Source organism: Desulfotignum balticum DSM 7044 (genome assembly GCF_000421285.1).
GTDB classification, from domain to species: Bacteria; Desulfobacterota; Desulfobacteria; order Desulfobacterales; family Desulfobacteraceae; genus Desulfotignum; species Desulfotignum balticum.
This window is the reverse complement of record NZ_ATWO01000001.1, coordinates 3,683,498-3,698,844: the sequence shown is the minus strand read 5'-3', so window position 1 is coordinate 3,698,844 and position 15,347 is coordinate 3,683,498. Positions and strand designations below refer to the sequence as shown.

The window sequence follows — 15,347 nt, the reverse complement described above, 5'->3', positions numbered from 1 at the left end:
AAACAGACCATATAAACGATAAACAATATACAGGGAAAGCACAGGCAAAACAAAGACGGAAAAACCCGTCTTTGTTTTGCCTGTATTTGTATCCAGGGAGGTATCCATGCAGTATCATATGCCGTCACGTTTGTATTTCGGACCCGGACAGATCCAGGAACTTTCAACGCTGATTACGGCGAAAAATCCGGTCCTGGTAACGGACAAGGGCGTGGTAAAAGCCGGGCTTGCTGCGCCGGTACTGGACCAGCTGGGAAAGATCCCGGTATATGACAGCATCGAAGCCAACCCCAAATCCGATACCATCAACAAAATCGCCGCAGAACTGCGGCAGCAAAAGCCGGATCTTGTGATCGGCTTAGGGGGCGGCAGTCCCCTGGATGCGGGAAAAGCCCTGGCCCTGCTGGCCACCAATCCGGGAAATATTCAGGATTATGAAGGCAAAGAAAAATATGCCGTGGATCCTCTGCCATTTGTGGCCATTCCCACCACCTGCGGGACCGGATCAGAGGTCACCTGGGTAGCGGTGATCACGGATGTGGACCGCAGATTCAAGATGAGCATCAAGGGGCCGAAACTGTATCCAACGGTCTCCATCGTGGATCCGGATCTGATCGCCACTTTGCCTGCACCCATGATTGCAGCTACCGGCCTGGATGCGTTGACCCATGCCGTGGAAGCTTATCTGGCAAAGCCGGCCACCCTGATCACCGATACCCATGCAGTAAAGGCCGTGGGGTTGATCCTGGGATCCATTGAAAAGGCGTTTGCCGATATCCGGAACAATGCCCGGCACAGAGAAGATCTCATGTACGGTTCCATGATGGCCGGCCTGGCATTCGGCAATGCCGATGTCACGGCGGTGCATTGCATCTCCGAGTCCATCGGTGCTTTGTATGATATCCCCCATGGGGTAGCCAATGCCATGTTCCTGCCCCATGTTCTGGATTACAACCTGCCGGCCTGCACCCGGAAAATGGCAGCCCTGGCCCGGACCACGGGCATTGATGCGGTATCCGATGACCAGGCGGCAAAAATGTTCATCCAGAAAATCAAAGACCTGTCCAAGGCCCTTCAAATTCCAACGTTCCCGGACCTGAATATCGGATCTGACCAGTTTCCTCTGATTGCCGACATGTCTTTTAAGAACAACTCCAATGCATCCAATCCCAGGGACTTAGGGCAGGCCGACTACCGAAATATCCTTGAAGCCGCCCTTGGGGCGTAACCTTTCCGGGAACATACAGCAAAGGAATGGGTATGGATTTTAATCCCTGCATGAAACATCAGCTGATTCGCAAGACGGTGCGGGAATTTGCTGAAAACGAGATACGGCCCTTGGCGGCGGAAATGGACAAAGGCCCGGGATTTCCGGACGATTTGATGGAAAAGATGAAACCGCTGCATTATTTCGGGCTTCAGGTACCCATGCACCTGGGCGGTGCCGACCTGGACAGTATCAGCTATGCCATTGTGATCGAGGAAATTTCCCGGGTGTCTGCCGCCCTGGGATTGTGTATCACCGTGCATAACAGCGTGGGTATCTATCCGATCCTCCGGTTCGGCACAAGGGAACAGCAGCAGCAGTTTGTGCCGCCCATGGCCGCAGGTGAGCGTATCGGCGCGTTTTGTCTGACCGAAGCCAATGCCGGTTCCGATGCCGGCGGGGTGGAGACCGTGGCCCAGGAAACAGAACAGGGCTTTGTGCTCAACGGTACCAAAATTTTTGTGACCAATGGGGGTATCTGCGGCACGATTCTGGTGTTTGCCGTATCAGACATGGACCCGGCCCGATCCAGTGTCTTTATCGTTGAAAATCATACCCCCGGATTCAGTGTCGGAGAAATTGAAGATCTGTGCGGCATGCGGGCCAACCCCGTGGCTTCCCTGTTTTTCGAAGACTGCCGGATTGCAGCAGATCATTGTCTGGGAAAACCGGGACAGGGTTTGAAAATCGGGTTGACGGCCCTGGATACGGGCCGCATCGGGGTTGCGGCCCAGGCGCTGGGGATCGCCCAGGCCGCGTTCGAAGAATCCGTGACCTATGCCAAAGCCCGACAGCAGTTTAATCAGCCCATCTCCCGGTTCCAGACCATCCAGAATTACCTGGCGGATATGGCGGTTCAGATCGATGCGTCCCGGCTCCTGGTTCACCGGGCCGCAGCCCTTAAAGACAAAGGCCAGCCTTTTTCCGCCCAGGCTGCCATGGCCAAACTCCACTGCAGCACCACTGCCCGTACGGTGACGAATCTGGCCGTGCAGATCCACGGCGGATACGGATACAGCAAAGAATATGATGTGGAGCGGTATTTCAGGGACGCCAAGGTCACAGAGATTTATGAGGGCACCAGTGAAATTCAGCGCATGGTCATTGCCAGAGATCTGCTGACCCGGCCGGTCTGATTCGCGCAACCCACAGACAAAAGGCATTTTCATGTTACATATTATTGTGTGCATCAAACAGGTTCCCATGGTTTCTGAACTGCCCTGGGATCCCAGAACCGGTACCCTGAAGCGGGAAACAGCCCAGGGCATGATGGATCCCGCAGCCCGGAGGGCGTTGGAGGCGGCATTGCAGATAAAGGCGGACCGCACATCCGGACCGGTCAGAATCACGGCTGTTTCCATGGGCCCACCCATGGCAGAAGAAGTGTTGTATGAAGCCAGGGCCTTGGGCGCGGACCAGGGCGTGCTGCTCACGGATCCTTGCATGGCCGGGGCCGACACCTGCATGACCGCCGTGATTCTGGGAAAATTCATCAAAATTCACTGCCCGGATGCCGGCCTGATCCTGTGCGGGTCCATGTCCAGCGACAGTGAGACCGCCCAGGTAGGACCGCAACTGGCCGAAGATCTGGACATTCCCGCCATCGGATATGCCCGGCGCCTGGAACTGGTGGATGGCTGCATCCGCGTGGAGCGGCATGTGGACGATTTTCTGGAACTCATGGAGATGGACCTGCCCGGGCTGGTGACCATTGACCATGCCGGAGAATCAGATCGGTACACCCCCCGGTATGTGGCTTTGGGCGGTGTGGAAGCCGCATTCAACACCGGTAATATTCAGGTGATGAACCGCCAGGCCCTGGGCCTGGACCACGCATTCAACGCCCTGAAGCACTCGCCCACAAAAATTATGGATGTGTATTCCCCGGTCACTGAAAAAAAGGGCCGGGTGTTGACCGGGGCCGTGAAAAAAATGGTGGATACCCTGTTTGACGATTATGGTAAAATTATTTCCAGTGCCATGGGCAAAGACTTGAAAACCCATGATCATGAAGAGGATAAATGAGCATGGAAAAACAGATCTGGGTATGGGCGGATTACAGAAATTATTTCCAGAGCCGGGTGACCCTTCAGATTCTGGCCCGGGCCACGGACCTGGCAAAAAAAACCGATGCCGTGGTGTGTGCCGTGGTGTTCGGAGACCGGGTGGATGAATATGTGGCGGAATATATCGCCCATGGCGCACAAAAAGTGTATGTCACAGATGATCCGTTTTTAAATACATATAATGTGGAATCCTATGCGTTTTTGCTGTCTGCCCTGGTCAGACGGTTCCAGCCCGAAACCCTGCTTGTCGGTGCCACCCGGTTCGGTCAGGAGATCGCCCCCAGGGTGGCCAAACAGCTGAATACCGGCCTGACCGCCGACTGCATCGACCTGGATATCGATGACAAAGGCCGATTGGTGCAGATCGCCCCGTCATTCGGCGGGAACCTGATCGCCAAAATCATCACGCCGAATGCCCGGCCCCAGATGGCCACCATCCGGCCCGGTACGTTTCAGGAACTGCCCCATGACGATGATGCCAAAGGCGAAAAAATTCCCATTCCTTTGCCGGACCATATGCCTGCACCCAGAGTCCGGTGCCTGAAATCAGAACTGCACCCGGTCCGGGCCCGGAAAATCGAAACCGCGGACATTGTCATCACGGGCGGCCGGGGCATGGGATCCAAAGGCAAGTTCAAAAAACTGTTTGATCTGGCAGCCCTGCTGAACGCGGAAGTCGGCGCCACCCGGCCCGTGGTGTATGCGGACTGGATTTCTTCGGACGCCATGGTAGGACAGGCCGGCAAGCATATCCGTCCAAAGCTGCTGTTTTCCTTCGGTGTGAGCGGCGCTATCCAGCACACGGCGGCCCTGGCTGATGCAAAGTTCATCGTGGCCGTGAACAAAAATCCCAACGCCACCATGATGAAACTGGCGGATGTGGCCCTGGTGGCAGATGCCAACCAGGCCTGTTCCGGCATCATCCGGGCGTTGAAGCAGCGGATCAGAAACTGACGGCAGCCCCGTTGCCATTACCCGGAACAAGGTTCCCAGGGCCGTGCGGATGTCCATGGATCAATATGAAGCCATGCAGGAAATCATGACCATTCCGGGAGACCGGGACATGGTGGATCAGATCCGCCGTTCGATCTTTTAATCAGATAATCCTTCAACAAAGCTCAAGGGAAGTGCAAACAATATCCCTTTTCCCGGTTCAGTAAGATCTCCGCAGAGAGATTTCACGGTACCTATCGCTTTATCAAGGGTCTCTTTGTCCCGAACCACCGTGAAAATCATTTTGTTTGATGGTTCCATGTGTCTCAATGTTTTTTTAATCCCTTCGATGCCCGGTGTGGCGGCACCGATTTGCATAAGGACCCGCCCCATACCCGTACTGTTGATCACAGTCGATCCCTTAATATTCAATCCGGCAAATTCTTCGAGAATGGCGGGGAGGTGTTCTGTCTGCTCCAATACATTCACAAGTAAATACATGATGATTTTCCCTTTCGGCCGTTACCATATATAAAAAGGACATGGAAAATTTCTGGTATTGGATAATCTTAACTCCCTAAAATCTCAACCAGAGTTTCGTTATCATGGAAGCCTTATCAATGAAATGCAGGCATGTCAACTGTTCTATTCCAGTGCGATCACATACCTGCTGGTAACGCCCGGGATGCATCGGCATTTGCCGAATTTGGCAACGCTGCCATTTTCGGCAAATGGGATTGAAACGATGTCCGGGCCAGGTCCCATCTCTTTGCAATCCGGTCCTGGGGATGCCCAGGCGGTTTATTTCCTTTCCTTGTCACCTGGGTCCTTGCTGCCGGATTTTGTGTGATCGGGATACAGCTTTTTCATGCAGTCCGGACAGATCCCGTGGGAGAAGGTGGCATCGCTGTGGCGGGTGCCCATTTCAGAAGCCTTCCGGGATAACAACCGGTTGGTTGCTCAAAAAATCAATCAACTCCAAGCTGCTGTTTGAATATCGGATGCGGGTATGATTGAATCATCTTCCATCATTAAGTTGTAAGCATCTTCGATATTCTCTTTAAGCTCCTCAAGCGTTTCTGCTTGGCTGAAAACACCGGGGACTTCTTTCAGCTTGCCGATATACCAGCCGTCGTCAATCCAGTAGTTTAGGGTGAATTTCATCGGGTAATCCTTATTTTGATTTTGATCATAAATTATTGAAGGATGACTGGATTGTCAATGCAAAATCTTTGACAGCCCTATGTGAAATTCTGGAAGACGAGGTGTGATAGATCCCGACAAAAGAGCAGACTAGATAAACACCACAGGAGAAACCCCAAACCACCGGCCCAGGGCTTTTACCCGGATACATCATCGCCATCCGGTCGGATATAGCCTGTTCGATTTGCTGCCTGCTGGTACACCCGGTCGATTTTTGAAAATATTTTCTCCCAGGTATAGGGAAATATTTTGGTGCAGGCATAGTCCCAGTCCGGATCGGGATGGGCTTGAACATCCTGGATGGTTTGTGCCAGAACGGAGGCCAATCGGTTTGCCAGTTGCGGCATATCCGATTTATAAGGGGTATCGATGGTTTCAAGGGGTGGCAGGTCCAAAAGCCGGATCATGGGATTGTCATCGTGTCCCAGCAGCTCTTTTACCCCGGGCAGGGCCGTGGCAACCAGGCGGCATCCGCAGGCCAGGGCCTCCATCAGCACCAGGGGCAGGCCCTCATAAAACGAGGGCAGCACAAACACATGGGCGGTTCGCAAAAGTTTGCCTAAGTCGTCATGGCTCAACGGTCCGTGGTAGACCACTTTTTCTTTTAAAGCGCCGGCCGATTCCAGACAACGGGCCTTTTCCCGGTCACTGCTGTTGCCGGCCAGGTGCAGCCGGAAGGGCAGGTGCCGGATTTTCGCCAGGCTGCTGAGCAGCCAGGGCACGCCTTTGGCCGCACTGAGCTTGCCGGCATAGACCAGTTCCACCACCCCGTCAAAGGTCTTGGGGGTATGGAAAAAGCAGGCATCATTGTATCCGCCGCTCACCACATGAGTGCGGGTCGGGTCTGTCCCGATCGTTTTGATGATTTCCTGTTTCTGGGTTTGGCTCAGGGCGATGACATGGTCGATCTGTTTGAGGTCCGCCGTGACCCTTTTGCTGATTTCCGGACACAGCACATGCTGGCGCAGGCAGGTGCCGTGGCAGGAAGTGACCATGGGAATGCGAGGAGCGAGGCGCCTGGTGATGGCGGATACGATCCACAGGTGATGGGTATGAATAATATCGGGCCGGAACCGCTCCAGTGCCTGCCGGATCTTTGTTTCAAACACCTGGTGATAGGCAGCCAGGTCCCGGGATCCCATGTGTGAAAATACCCGACTTTCATAAGGCATGACATCGCTCATGCCGGGAATGGGGAAATCCAGGTCTTTGCCGTCAAACCGGATAAAGATGCAGTGATTGTCTTCAATCAGCCCGGCAGGCAGTATGAAATTCCCCTGGACCCCGGCCACCAGAAAATTGTCATGCCCGGTTTTGGCGCTTTGAACAAGGACCTGCTGAATATATTTTCCGCTGCCGGTGAAATCCGGGGCCTGGCTGATGATATGAAGGATTCTCATCTCAATCCAGGCTCAGGCCGGCTTGGCACTGGTTGCACCGCACCACGCCTCTGAAGACCTTGTGGCCGCATTCCGGGCAGAAATATCGGTCTTCTTCGTCCTGCATCCATTGCGGGGTGCCGATTTCCCTTCTCAGCGGCGTGCACCGCAGTATCACCTTTTTTCCCACGGTCATGGGAAATTCATCGATGAACCGGCAGGGAAAGTCATCGCAGAGATGACATCCGGAAATTCCTTTGGCCAAAGCGCACTCCCGGATATCGCATTGCCGGCAGTGCATGAACCGATTGTTGGACAGGCATCCGTCGCAATGGATATCCTTGGTGGTCAGGTTCTCGCAATTAGGCAGGAGGCCTTTGCCTGGGATTTTTCCTTTATATAAGGAAACCAGTCGTTCCTTGAATTTTTCATTCTGGTCCCGGTGGGCGATGTGAATGGCACAGACACCGCAGTAAAGCCCGCAGGGGGATGCAAACGCAGGATTTGTCATATCAGGCCTCCTTGGAAAGGGATTGTTGGCATACGCCTGAATTTAATTTAGATGGGCCGCCCCTGGAAGTCAACACCCATCCCCCACAATATCCGGGTCCGGTCCGGATATTTTTTTAAAACAGAGATCTGTAACGGCCATACCCTTCCGATTCCAGCCGGTCTAAAGGAATGAACCGCAGGGATGCGGAATTGATGCAGTAGCGTTGGCCTGTGGGGGCGGGACCGTCGTCAAACACATGCCCTAGGTGGGAATCCCCATACCGGCTTCTGACCTCGATTCGGGTCATGAAAAGGGATTTGTCCGCTTTTTCAATCACATGATCCGTCACCAGGGGTTTGGTGAAGCTGGGCCAGCCCGTGCCGGAATCAAATTTGTCCGTGGAGGAGAACAAGGGCTCACCGGAAACAATGTCCACGTAAATGCCCGGTTCTTTATTGTCCCAGTACGCATTTTTGAACGCGGGCTCCGTGCCGTTTTCCTGCGTGACCTTGAACTGGAGCGGGGTGAGCCTCTGTCTGAGGGTGTCGTCATCAGGTCTGGACCATTGAACCGTGTCATCAGAAGATTGGGGGCTGCTTTCATGTGATGATGCTGGCAACGGCGGTTTCGCCAGGGGTCGGTTTTTCCACGTCCGGTTCAGAAACGGATCCCGGCCCGATCCCATCCGGTAATACTTGTACTGAAGTTTGTTTTTTTTGAAATAATCCTGGTGATAGTCTTCCGCCGGGAAAAACTGCTCAAACCGGGTGACTCGTGTGGCAACGGGTTTATCAAAAATGTTGGCATGATCCAGGGCTTTTCTGGAAGCCAGTGCCTGTGTTTTCTGATCGTTTGTGTGATAAAATATTTCCGGGCGGTACTGGGATCCCCGGTCCACAAACTGGCCCTGGGCATCCGTGGGATCGATGTGGCGCCAGAAAATGGTCAGCAGTGTATCATACGATACCTCATCCGGATCATAATAAACTTGAATCGCTTCGGCATGGCCCGTGGTGCCGGAGGACACAGACTGGTAATCCGGGTCCGGGTCATGGCCCCCCGTATATCCGGAGATCACTTTTTTTACCCCTTCCACGGATTCAAAATCCGCTTCCGTGCACCAGAAGCATCCTCCGGCAAAGGTGGCGATTTCCAGTCTGCCGTTGGGTTTATGTGGTGATTCATCCGTGGCGGCAAATGCGAAAACACCTAGACACAGAATCATGGTAACGAACATCATAATAATGGCAGGATCGGGTTTCATGTCATATTCCTTTCAAAGAAATTCATATCAAATATTAATTCGTATTAGAAACTAATATAATCACGCAATGTGTGAAAACAAGGAGGGCGGGCAGGTGGGCCGGTTTTCAAAGAACGATAAAAAAGCAAAGACCAAAATGGATGTCTGGAAAATTAAATTTCCCAAATAATTCTTGACATGTAGCTGTAATGTATCTAAATAGTATCTATGGAACAGCTGGAATGATCAGCTGCATCCAAGATTGCAAACAGGAGTCCGTGGTATTATGGCAAACAAAGATGAAAATCAGGAAGGGACAGAATCCGATTACAGGGAAACCAAGGTGAAATTCGAGATCTACGGCCGTGAAATGATCGAGAAGGTGGTGAACTCAAGCGGCAACAGCGGGCGGGTGTACCTGCCCCCTGACTGGATCGGTACAAAAGTCAAAGTGGTTAAGTGTTAGCAGGGGTCATCCTTTTCAACGCAACGGGTTTTGATCTGTCACTGTTTTTCATTTTGATGGAGAATTCAACATACTAGAAAGGAGAAAACAATGGGAAATGTTCCTGACACCATTCAGACATGGCAAATGATTCAGCCGTTCAAAAAAGACCGGGAAACCGGTGAGGTGACGCCGGGTAAACTGGAAAAAACCCAGATTCCCGTGCCGGAACTGGGAGCGGGGGATGTGCTGGTGGAAGTGGCCGGCTGCGGGGTCTGCCATACGGATCTGGGCTATTTTTATCAGGGGGTTCCCACGGTGAACAAACCACCATTGACCCTGGGACATGAAATCTCCGGAATCGTAGTGGATGCGGCGGACGACGTCAAGGCGTGGATCGGCAAGGAAGTCATCATTCCCGCGGTCATGCCCTGCCGCAAATGTTATTTGTGCAAGACCGGCCGGGGCAACCGGTGCCTGGCCCAGAAAATGCCGGGGAATTCCATGGGGATTTACGGCGGATTCTCATCCCATATTCCCGTACCGGCCATTGACCTGTGCCCGGTCATCAACCGCGGAGATATTCCTTTGGAAAAACTGGCCGTGGTTGCGGATGCCGCCACCACCCCCTTTCAGGCGGCCAAACGGGCCGATGTGACCATCGGCGATCATGCCATCGTTATCGGAGTCGGCGGGGTCGGTCAGTACATGGTCCAGATTGTCAAGGCCTTAGGGTGTGACACGGTTATTGCCATTGATATCAACCAGGAACGCCTGGACACCATGCTGAAAAACGGGGCGGATTTCGCCGTGAACTCCATGGGTAAATCCCCCAAAGAAGTGTCGGCTGAGATCAAGGCGTATCGCAAGAAAAAAGGGTTGCCCGGATATGGCTGGAAAATTTTTGAAGTGTCCGGCACCAGGCCGGGTCAGGAACTCGGGCTGGCCCTGTTGAGTTTCACCGGTAAAATGATGGTGGTGGGATTCGGTCCCCAAAAGGTGGAATACTCCATCTCCCGGCTTATGGCGTTTGATGCGGAACTGATCGGCACCTGGGGATGTCTGCCCGAATACTATCCATCGGTCCTGAGTATGGTCACCAGCGGAAAAATCAATTTTGAAGAATTTGTTCAGACCCGCCCCATGAGCACCATTGCCGAAAGTTTTGAAGAGGCCCATAAAAAGTCACCTGATCAGCGTATCGTTCTGGTACCTGATTTTTAATAGTTTAACGCAATTTATTAATAAGACAAGGATGAGTGTATGAAACTGGAAGGAAAAAAAGCCATTGTCACCGGCGGCAGCCGTGGAATCGGACGAGCCATCGCCCTGCTTTACGCCAAAGAAGGCGCCGATGTTCTGGTCAACTACCATTCCAATGACGCGGCAGCCAAAGAAACCGTGGCGGAAATCGAAAAACTGGGCAGAAAAGGCGTGGCCGTAGCTGCGGATGTGGCCTCTTACGCCAGTGCCCAGAACATGGTGGAAGAATGCGTCAAACAGCTGGGAGGCGTGGATATCGTGGTGAACAACGCCGGGGTGTCCAAACCGTCCATGCTGTTGAAAATGAAGGAAGAAGACTGGGATGCCATCATCGACATCCATCTGAAAGCCGCGTTCAACACCACCCAGGCCGCGGGCCGCCATATGAAAGAGCAGAATTCCGGGCGGATCATCAACGTGATTTCCACGGCCGGGATCTTCGGCACCATCGGTCAGATCAATTATGCGTCCGCCAAAGCCGGGATCATCGGGTTTACCAAATCCGCCTCCCGGGAGCTGGGCCGGTACAACATCACGGTGAACGTCATCTGTCCGGGCATCACCAAAACCGAAATGACCGGCAAGCTGCAATCCGATGAAAAACTGCGCAAAATTTATGAAGGCCGGATTCAACTGGGCCGGTTTGCCGATCCGGAAGAGATTGCCCCGGCCTTTGTGTTTCTGGCCTCGGATGACGCGTCCTATATCACCGGGCAGGTGCTGGGCGTGGATGGCGGATATATCGGATAATCACGCCACCCGTCCGGACAAATAATGATAATGACTTGAATGACAACGATTTTAAATAATAAAAAAACAAGGAGGAACCATGGCATTAGAGTGGATGCCCAGAGACAATGAGGCCAAAGATCATTCATTGCATAGAAATCCCTATTGGAGCAATGAGGCCCCGGGGGTGATTTTTGAAAAAAAACCCCTGACCGACCCGGCCGGCAAAGAGGTAAAGGGTCTGTATGTGGCCTGGATCACGTTGAACAACCCCAAGCAGTTCAACTCCTATACCACGGACATGGTCAAAGGCGTGATCGCCGGGTTTGAAAACGCCTCCCTGGACAGAAGCGTCATTGCCGTGGTGTTCACCGCGGTGGGTCCTTATGCGTTCTGTACCGGCGGCAACACCAAGGAATACTCGGAATACTATTCAAAACGCCCGGATGAATACGGCCAGTACATGGAACTGTTCAACCACATGGTGGATGCCATTTTAGGCTGCCATAAACCCGTAATCTGCCGGGTCAACGGCATGCGGGTGGCCGGGGGCCAGGAGATCGGTCTGGCCTGTGACCTGGCCATTTCTTCCGACCTGGCTATTTTCGGGCAGGCCGGCCCCAAACACGGATCTTCTCCGGCCGGCGGATCATCTGATTTCCTGCCCTGGTTTCTGACCATGGAAGATGCCATGTACAACTGTGTGTCCTGTGAAATGTGGTCTGCCTATAAAATGAAAATGAAAGGCATGATCTCCAAGGTGGTGCCCGTATTGAAAATCGACGGCCAATGGGTGAGAAACCCCATGATTGAAACCGATAACTATATCAAAGACGGCGAAATCGTTTACGGGGAATACAAAACCGGGGATGCCCTGGCAGAAGGCAAGGCCCTGCTGAAACAGCACCAGGCCAATGCGGATTTCGAACTGCTGGACAAGGAAGTGGACAAGATCGTCTGGCGGTTTGCCAACCTGTTCCCGGCGTGTCTCGTGAAATCCATTGAAGATGTCCGCCAGAAAAAGAAATTTTTCTGGGATACCATGAAAAACGATCACCGCCACTGGCTGGCTGCCAACATGAGCGGTGAAGCATTCCTGGGCTTCGGTGCTTTCAACACCAAGAAGATCACGGGCCAGGACACCATTGATTTCCTGAAATTCCGTCAGAACGTGGCGGATGCCCGTGACTGGGATATGGAAATGTTTGCCGAAGTCATGGGCAAACCCAAAGAATAAGTGTTAAGTGTGAAGTTTTAAGTGTGAAGTAGGCGGGGTCAGGTTCGGGTATTGCGATTGGTTGCAGTGAGCCGGGCCTGACCCCCACTATTTTCAAGCCTGACCCCTATTTTTTGATGTAGATATACCCGCCACGGCCATATCCGAACAGATGGAACAGATGCAGGTAGTGGGTTGAGATGGCCCGGTAGAACCGGTTGAAAGATACGGTGTAAGGATACGGCTGGGAGGAATCCACATCCAGGATCGTCACATCCCCCGTGTCCGGATCAAATCCCCCCACGGGTGAGATATGGGGAATATTCAAGTCCGTCACCAGGCTGCCCTGATCAAAATGGGCAATGATGATACCGTCACCCGTGCTTTCAAATTGCGCCAGCCGAAACTTGAGCGTCTGACAGAAATCCGCAGCTTTGGACGGGTCCCGGGTGGCCTGAACAACCTGGATGTCCCGGTAATCAATGTGGAACTCTTCCAGGCTGGCTTTCACCACCTGGGCCAGCACGGGCAAAGGCAGTCCCCGCCGTCCCTGATATCCGTCCGGCCCCATTCTTTCCTTCCAGTGCGCTGCAGTCACGCGATTCAACAGGTCTTGCTGGGTCACCGGTTTTTGGGGCAATCGGCCCTGATTTTCCAGTAAGGTATTCACCACACAGGCCACTGATGCCACAGAACAGGAGGATTCATGAAACTGTTTGACATAATGGCGGTAAAGCCCCGCCTTGACCGGATTGCCTTGTCCTGTTGGCGCCAGGGATTCCCGCCGGGACCGGGAACGGCCAAATGACCCCGTGGCCGTGAGTTTATGGAAAAAAAACCGCAGATACAACACACAGCGTATGAGATAAAATAAAATTTTCATCGGTTTTTCTCTGGTTTTTCATGGGCCTGCATCAAATCAATATCCTTCAAAGTGATTCTGAAACCATGATTTGTCAATAGACAAGATGGCGATATCCAGGGTGCTTTCATTTTGCGGTTGCAATATTTCCACAGGCCGGGTAAACACGGGTGGCAGAATCCATCTGGTGTGACCGGTGCCATTGCCTGAAACGGGCCTGGCTGGACAGAGTTTTGATGACGCGTTGTCATAAGAAAAAAGGAAATTCATGCAGACAAAGAAAAATGCCGTTGACACTGCCGCCTTTGGCGGACAGGGCTGGTCTCCCAGAATCCGGAGCCATGCCATGGAAATCGGGGATATCTGGGCCGGCTGCGGTCTGGACAGTGAATGGAAACCATTGAAAACCGTGCTGGTGCATCGGCCGGGGCCCGAGCTGTCCGTGTCCCGGGATCAGGCCAACGCATGCCAGCTGGCAGAACCCCTGGATGTTCAAAAAGCCGGGCAAGAGCATGATCGCATGGTAAAGATTTACCGGGAAAACCAGGTTGAGGTTCAAATGCTGACACCCGGGCCCCAGGCGCCGGTTCTGCCCAACCAGCTGTACTGTGCGGACCTGGTGGCCATGACCCCCCAGGGGGCGATTCTGGCACGGCCGGCCTCCACGGTCCGGGCCGGAGAGGAGCGATGGGTGGCCCGGACCCTGGGCATGCTGGGAATCCCTGTGCTCAAGACCTTGACCGGCACGGCCACATTTGAAGGCGCGGACCTGATGTGGCTGGATCCCGCCACCGCCGTTATCGGCCGGGGACTGCGCACCAATCAGGCCGCCATCGATCAGATCACCTCCCTGTTGTCGGAAATGGGCATCACCACCCTGGCCTTTGATCTGCCCTTCGGCACCATGCATTTCATGGGCATGCTGAGGATTGTGGACAAAGATCTGGCGTTTGTCTGGCCCCGCCGGACCCCCTATGCCCTGGTCACGGCCCTGAAAGACCGGGGGTTTCAGGTAAGATCCCTGCCCAGTGAAGCCGAGGCCCTGTCCGGTATGGCATTTAATTTTGTGGTGCTGGGACCTAAAAAGATCATGCTGCCGGCCGGAAATCCAAAAACCGTTGCCGGATATGAAAACCAGGGCATTCACTGCATTCCCGTGCCCGTGGATGAGCTTCAGAAAGCCAATGGTGCGGTGGGATGCATGACCGGGATTCTGCACAGAGAAATATGAAAAACAGGCGGTTTTTCCGGTGATTCACAAAAAACCCGCGATTATATATTGATTTTGTTGCCAACAATTTATATAGATCAGGTGACATTAAAAAAAGAACCCCATTTCTGAGGAATATTACATACGGGAGGAGCACGATGAAATCATATGCACGTTTGGTTTGCTGGGTTGTGGCTTTGATAATTATACCGGGACAGGCCCTGGTACTGGCTGATAAAGACCCGGAACAGCTCATGCTGCCCACCGGCACCATGACCCTTTCAGCCCCGCCTGATGCGGAACGTGAACCTGCCTTGTCACCGGTGGTGTTTCCTCATTCTCTGCATTTTGCCTATTCCTGCAAGGACTGCCATCATGAATGGGATGGTTACAGCGAGGTGCAAAGCTGTGCCACCTCCGGTTGTCATGAAAACCTGTGGGCGGCCCCTCCCGGTACCACGCCCCTGGGAGAAAAACGGATCAAATCCCTGGCCGGGGCCTATCATCAGACCTGCCGGGACTGCCATCGTGAGGAGATGAAATCCCAGAAGGCTGCCGGCATGACCCGCTTTTACACCGGTCCCATCGACTGTGACGGATGTCATCCCGAGCCCCATGCCGAACCCGTCCATGACATTGAAATGCTGCCGGTTCCCACGGGCAACCTGACCATTGCCCCGCCTGAAGAGGTGGATGCCAGACGGGCCGCAGTTGAATTTCCCCACGGGGCCCATTTCGACTATTCCTGCCAGCTGTGCCACCATGACTGGTATGGGGAAGGTGAGGTGGAAGGCTGCATGACCGAAGGGTGTCACGATCAGTTTGAGCCGGATCCCTCCACACGCAACATAAAAGACCCGGCCAATGTGTACTATTACCTGGCCGCCTATCACAACACCTGTCTGCCGTGCCACAGGGAATTGCAGCAGGAACGCAATGCCTTTATAGACGCCGGTATCACGGATGCGGAAGAACTGCCCGCCGCCGGACCCGTGGCCTGCATTGAATGTCATTGATACCATACGGGCCCGGGAAATT

General features: G+C 53.5%; 16 protein-coding genes. 10 read left to right on the top strand and 6 right to left on the bottom strand.

Going from position 1 to position 15,347, the window contains the following annotated elements; genetic code table 11:
• Nucleotides 1-106: 106 nt before the first annotated feature.
• The 4 genes from K365_RS0118665 to K365_RS0118650 are packed head-to-tail and all read left to right on the top strand — an operon-like array spanning nt 107 to nt 4,287.
• Nucleotides 107-1,228 carry an iron-containing alcohol dehydrogenase gene (locus K365_RS0118665; protein ID WP_024335805.1) on the top strand — a complete coding sequence of 374 codons (1,122 nt, stop codon included), beginning with the start codon at nt 107-109 and terminating at the stop codon, nt 1,226-1,228.
• A gap of 32 nt (nt 1,229-1,260) precedes the next feature.
• Nucleotides 1,261-2,403 carry an acyl-CoA dehydrogenase family protein gene (locus tag K365_RS0118660; RefSeq protein ID WP_024335804.1) on the top strand — a complete coding sequence of 381 codons (1,143 nt, stop codon included), beginning with the start codon at nt 1,261-1,263 and terminating at the stop codon, nt 2,401-2,403.
• A 31-nt stretch (nt 2,404-2,434) separates the two neighbouring features.
• Nucleotides 2,435-3,292: an electron transfer flavoprotein subunit beta/FixA family protein gene (locus K365_RS0118655; RefSeq protein WP_024335803.1), complete on the top strand. Its 858-nt coding sequence runs from the start codon at nt 2,435-2,437 to the stop codon at nt 3,290-3,292.
• A 2-nt stretch (nt 3,293-3,294) separates the two neighbouring features.
• Nucleotides 3,295-4,287, top strand: coding sequence for an electron transfer flavoprotein subunit alpha/FixB family protein (locus tag K365_RS0118650; RefSeq protein ID WP_084489897.1), 993 nt, complete (start codon nt 3,295-3,297; stop codon nt 4,285-4,287).
• A 138-nt stretch (nt 4,288-4,425) separates the two neighbouring features.
• Here K365_RS0118650 and K365_RS0118640 read toward each other — a convergent pair whose 3' ends face one another.
• The 5 genes from K365_RS0118640 to msrB form a co-directional block, all read right to left on the bottom strand.
• Entirely contained in the window at nt 4,426-4,767 is a 342-nt protein-coding gene (locus K365_RS0118640) for a P-II family nitrogen regulator (protein ID WP_024335801.1), read from the bottom strand.
• Nucleotides 4,768-5,238: 471 nt separating this feature from the next.
• The gene (locus tag K365_RS25965; protein WP_006965667.1) at nt 5,239-5,430 is read right to left on the bottom strand and encodes a type II toxin-antitoxin system HicB family antitoxin; all 192 of its coding nucleotides are present in this window, start codon (nt 5,428-5,430) and stop codon (nt 5,239-5,241) included.
• Nucleotides 5,431-5,606: 176 nt separating this feature from the next.
• Complete coding sequence (locus tag K365_RS0118620) at nt 5,607-6,869, bottom strand: glycosyltransferase family 4 protein (protein ID WP_024335800.1); 1,263 nt, start codon at nt 6,867-6,869, stop codon at nt 5,607-5,609.
• Nucleotide 6,870: 1 nt separating this feature from the next.
• Complete coding sequence (locus tag K365_RS0118615; protein WP_006965669.1) at nt 6,871-7,359, bottom strand: DUF3795 domain-containing protein; 489 nt, start codon at nt 7,357-7,359, stop codon at nt 6,871-6,873.
• Between the two features lie 115 nt (nt 7,360-7,474).
• Nucleotides 7,475-8,605 carry a peptide-methionine (R)-S-oxide reductase MsrB gene (gene msrB / locus K365_RS0118610; RefSeq protein ID WP_024335799.1) on the bottom strand — a complete coding sequence of 377 codons (1,131 nt, stop codon included), beginning with the start codon at nt 8,603-8,605 and terminating at the stop codon, nt 7,475-7,477.
• 265 nt (nt 8,606-8,870) lie between these two features.
• Here msrB and K365_RS0118600 point away from each other — a divergent pair, with 265 nt between their 5' ends.
• From K365_RS0118600 to oah, 4 genes are all read left to right on the top strand, one after another.
• Nucleotides 8,871-9,050, top strand: a complete 180-nt coding sequence (locus tag K365_RS0118600) for a DUF2080 family transposase-associated protein (protein ID WP_024335798.1) — start codon at nt 8,871-8,873, stop codon at nt 9,048-9,050.
• 90 nt (nt 9,051-9,140) lie between these two features.
• Nucleotides 9,141-10,253 (top strand): 6-hydroxycyclohex-1-ene-1-carbonyl-CoA dehydrogenase, encoded by a 1,113-nt coding sequence (gene had, locus K365_RS0118595; RefSeq protein WP_024335797.1) that lies wholly within the window; start codon nt 9,141-9,143, stop codon nt 10,251-10,253.
• Nucleotides 10,254-10,292: 39 nt separating this feature from the next.
• On the top strand, nt 10,293-11,042 hold the full coding sequence (locus K365_RS0118590) for an SDR family NAD(P)-dependent oxidoreductase (protein ID WP_024335796.1): 750 nt from the start codon (nt 10,293-10,295) through the stop codon (nt 11,040-11,042).
• Between the two features lie 79 nt (nt 11,043-11,121).
• Nucleotides 11,122-12,258, top strand: a complete 1,137-nt coding sequence (oah, locus tag K365_RS0118585) for a 6-oxocyclohex-1-ene-1-carbonyl-CoA hydratase (RefSeq protein ID WP_024335795.1) — start codon at nt 11,122-11,124, stop codon at nt 12,256-12,258.
• Between the two features lie 106 nt (nt 12,259-12,364).
• Here oah and K365_RS0118580 read toward each other — a convergent pair whose 3' ends face one another.
• Nucleotides 12,365-13,120: a phytochelatin synthase family protein gene (locus K365_RS0118580; RefSeq protein WP_024335794.1), complete on the bottom strand. Its 756-nt coding sequence runs from the start codon at nt 13,118-13,120 to the stop codon at nt 12,365-12,367.
• 247 nt (nt 13,121-13,367) lie between these two features.
• Between K365_RS0118580 and K365_RS0118570 the strand changes: the two genes are divergently transcribed.
• On the top strand, nt 13,368-14,330 hold the full coding sequence (locus K365_RS0118570; RefSeq protein WP_024335792.1) for a dimethylarginine dimethylaminohydrolase family protein: 963 nt from the start codon (nt 13,368-13,370) through the stop codon (nt 14,328-14,330).
• Nucleotides 14,331-14,467: 137 nt separating this feature from the next.
• Nucleotides 14,468-15,325, top strand: a complete 858-nt coding sequence (locus tag K365_RS0118565) for a cytochrome c3 family protein (protein ID WP_024335791.1) — start codon at nt 14,468-14,470, stop codon at nt 15,323-15,325.
• Nucleotides 15,326-15,347: the final 22 nt, after the last annotated feature.